This window comes from Confluentibacter lentus (assembly GCF_002806995.1).
In the GTDB taxonomy this organism is placed as follows: domain Bacteria; phylum Bacteroidota; class Bacteroidia; order Flavobacteriales; family Flavobacteriaceae; genus Confluentibacter; species Confluentibacter lentus.
This window is the reverse complement of the sequence record NZ_NIHE01000014.1, coordinates 1-3,500: the sequence shown is the minus strand read 5'-3', so window position 1 is coordinate 3,500 and position 3,500 is coordinate 1. Positions and strand designations below refer to the sequence as shown.

The window sequence follows — 3,500 nt, the reverse complement described above, 5'->3', positions numbered from 1 at the left end:
GTATATAATTTATTGCTGGTTCTAGCTTACTTACGAAAATCCTCGCGGATTTTCTATTCGGTTTTTATTTGCTAAATTTAGTGCTTAAACCACGCAACAAACCATATACAAACACGTTGTGTGCAATTTGAGGAAAATTTTGCTTTTATACCAATTTTTGGTATATTTGAAAAAATTAGTATTCAAATGAACAAAAACACATCAATATCACTCGGAAATTATTTTGACCAATTCGTTCAAAGCCGAATAAGAGAAGGAAGGTTTAAAAACGTTAGTGAAGTCATTCGTGCTGGATTGAGACTTTTAGAGGAAGAAGAAAGTAAAGTAATTGCTTTGAAAACAGCAATACAAGAAGGAATCGACAGCGGAATAGCTCACGACTTTGACCCAAAAAAACATCTTGAATCCCTAAAAGCGAAAAAGCACTCGAATGGCTGAATATAAGTTAACTAACAAAGCTGTTGAGGATTTATCGAAAATTTGGGATTACACCTTTGAAGTTTGGTCTGAACAACAAGCGGACAAATATTACGATGGACTAATTTCCAATTGTCAAGAAATTGCAGAAAATCCAGAATTAGGAAAAAACTATGATGGAATTTCAGAACAACTTCTCGGGATGAAAACAAATCGACATATAATTTTCTACAGAACGTTGAATGAAAATTATGTTGAGATAACGAGAATATTACACGAAAGAATGGACTTAAAAAAAAGAATAGCGGAATAAAAAACTGCACACAACACCGTGTATAAAAAATTGCTAGTTTTAGCTAGCACAAAGGTTGTTGCTTGTTTGCCTGCTTCCGATTTTCCTTCGGAAAATCCTCGCCCACAAACACGCAACTTTCCATACACGAACACGTTGGCAACAATATCCGAACTGAACGCAAAAGAAATGGAAAAGAAATTAAAACAAAGTATTCTGACTTCCTATCTGATTGGAGCACCAATCGGAATTTTAACTGTAATCGCTACGATTTGGATTCCTTTATTGCTAACTGGAGAAGGACTTTTGACAATTGTTATTCTTGGAACATATGGAATTTCAACAATCGGACTTGTTGTTGCTTTTCTGATTGCTCTGTGGATTGGCGGAAAATTGGCTTATAAGAATATTAAAAACGGAAAATCATTACTTCTAACTTCCTTTAAATACTCAACTGTTGTGAATTTAATTATCTGGACAACTTTTTGTTTGATTGTCGGACTAACAGTTGCCGAGGAAAAATTTCTAATGATGATTCCACCAATTATCGCTTTTGTTGTTTGTACGATTCTGACAACATTTACAATCGGACTTTTGATTTCTTATGTAATTAGACGAATTAATAATAAACCGACTGAATTAAAAAATACTGTTGCCAACACCGTATAAAAATAATTGCTACATTAGTGCTTAATCAAAGGTAGTTGCGCTTTTGTTACGTCTGATTTTCCTTCGGAAAATCATCGCACACAAAACCGCAACTATTCTTATACAAACACGTTGGCAACAAGCTGAAAAATGAGATTACTAATTACATTTTTAGTTCTATTTTTATGTTTTTCGTCTTGTAAAAAAAGAACGGAACAAAAATCTGACCTTAAAAATCAACCAACGGAATTAAAAATTCAGCCAACTGAAAAAGTGGATTTGACAAAAGTTCCTGATTCTTTAGAATTAATTACTGACCAAAATCTGACTGGAGATTTTAACGGAGATGATAAAGCGGATTTTGCCTCAATCGTAAAAAATAAAAACAACAAAAAGACAGGTGTTTTAATAATTCAAAATTCAGTAAATCAAGAAATTTTCGTTTTCGGAGCAGGAAAAGTAATTAACCAAATGACCGATTTAAATTGGATTCAAGTTTTCAAAACTTTACAGAAAGGAGAAATTATCTCACCAACTGTAATTGACCAAAAAACTGGAGATATAATCGGACAAGATAATAACCAAAATTTCAAACTAATTGGAAACGGAATTTATATGAGCGTTGAGGAATCACATGGCGGCGGAATCATTTTTTGGAACGGAAAAGAATATCAATGGTATCACATAGAATAAAAAAGCCAATTGCCAACACCGTGTATAAAAAATTGCTAGTTTTAGCTAGCACAAAGTTTGTTGCTTGTTTGCCGGCTTCCGATTTTCCTTCGGAAAATCCGCGCCACCAAACACGCAACTTTCCATACACGAACACGTTGGCAGTAATTACAAAAAATATGAGAATTGAAAAATAATCCAGAACTTTTAACTGAAAACTTGAATAAAATTTATAGTTCTTTAACTGTAAAAGGTAACATTGAAAAAACTGAAAAGAAAGTTAAAAATTTGATTAAAGATTATTTCCCAAATAACTATAAAATATTAGAAGATGTATTTGAATTGGATTTTTACAAATTCAATAAATCAGTATTTGACGACTTTCCTTTTCTTTCCGAAAAAAAATCAAAAGAACAAATTGAGCAAGAAGAAATAAATAAATTAAAGTCAAAAATATCTAAAATAATAGACTATTTATCTTTAATAGAATTTCATAATACATACGATGGAATATTAATTACTACTATTAACGAAAAAAAGGAATTCATTTTGAAAAAATTGAACCTTGTTTTTAATGACAATTATTACTCATTATCTAAAATTCTAGACTTGAATCACATTGAAAACAGACAGGGAGAAACAAGGGAACTTGCTGAAGATTTAGCTAAAAGAGGATACCTTATAATGTTCTCTCAATATAACAATAATGGAGACGATTATGTCAAATTATCAGTAAAAGGAGCTTCATACATTGAAAGAAAAACATCTAAAAAAATCAAAAATAATAGTCAAAAAGAAATAGATGATAAAATTGAAAAAATAACTGAAATGCTAATAAAATTAGGATATGGACAAGAAATCATTTTTAACGAAATGGAGGAAATTCGAAACTTACATTCTAAACTAAATAAAAAAAATTGGTCTGAATTAGTAAAAGGAAAGTTAATTGATTTAGGACTATCTCAAGTTATAAACAAGGAAACTATATCTAAAATTTTTGAAACATTAATTGACCAGAAATTTCAACTATTAAATTAAAAACTACTGCCAACACAGTATATAAAAAATTGCTGTTTTGTGCTTAATCAATGTTAGTTGCTCGTTTGCCAGCTTCTGATTTTCCTTCGGAAAATCCTCGCACACAAACACGCAACTTTCCATATACATAAACGTTGTAGCCAATTTGAGAAATGACCATCCAAGAGATATTAAATACGACTGAACACAGACCTTGGAGAATACCAACTGAAAATTGGAAATTCTACCAAGAGTGGAATAATGCGATATTTCTTCATTGGCAAGTGGAATTGACCGAATTGAAAAAATTTGTGCCCAAAGAACTGGAAATTGATCTTTTTGAAGGAAAGCCTTGGATTTCGCTTGTTGCTTTTACAATGGAAAAAATTAGACCTAAAAACATTCCTGCTTTTAAACCAATTTCAGACTTTAATGAAATAAATATTCGGACTTA

Annotated in this window: 6 protein-coding genes; all 6 read left to right on the top strand. The window is 31.2% G+C overall.

From position 1 onward, the window contains the following. Window positions 1–186: 186 nt before the first annotated feature. Complete coding sequence (locus CDH50_RS14915) at window positions 187–438, top strand: type II toxin-antitoxin system ParD family antitoxin (protein WP_100613090.1); 252 nt, start codon at window positions 187–189, stop codon at window positions 436–438. Continuing rightward, the gene (locus CDH50_RS14910) at window positions 431–730 is read left to right on the top strand and encodes a type II toxin-antitoxin system RelE/ParE family toxin (RefSeq protein WP_100613089.1); all 300 of its coding nucleotides are present in this window, start codon (window positions 431–433) and stop codon (window positions 728–730) included. Before CDH50_RS14915 ends, CDH50_RS14910 begins: the two co-directional genes overlap by 8 nt. Window positions 731–898: 168 nt before the next feature. Then, window positions 899–1,378, top strand: a complete 480-nt coding sequence (locus CDH50_RS14900) for a hypothetical protein (protein ID WP_198513516.1) — start codon at window positions 899–901, stop codon at window positions 1,376–1,378. A gap of 129 nt (window positions 1,379–1,507) precedes the next feature. Then, complete coding sequence (locus CDH50_RS14895; RefSeq protein ID WP_100613086.1) at window positions 1,508–2,050, top strand: hypothetical protein; 543 nt, start codon at window positions 1,508–1,510, stop codon at window positions 2,048–2,050. 165 nt (window positions 2,051–2,215) lie between these two features. Then, window positions 2,216–3,067, top strand: a complete 852-nt coding sequence (locus CDH50_RS14885; RefSeq protein ID WP_100613084.1) for a hypothetical protein — start codon at window positions 2,216–2,218, stop codon at window positions 3,065–3,067. A gap of 152 nt (window positions 3,068–3,219) precedes the next feature. Continuing rightward, on the top strand, window positions 3,220–3,500 hold a 281-nt coding region (locus CDH50_RS14880), incomplete at its 3' end, for a DUF2071 domain-containing protein (RefSeq protein WP_198513515.1).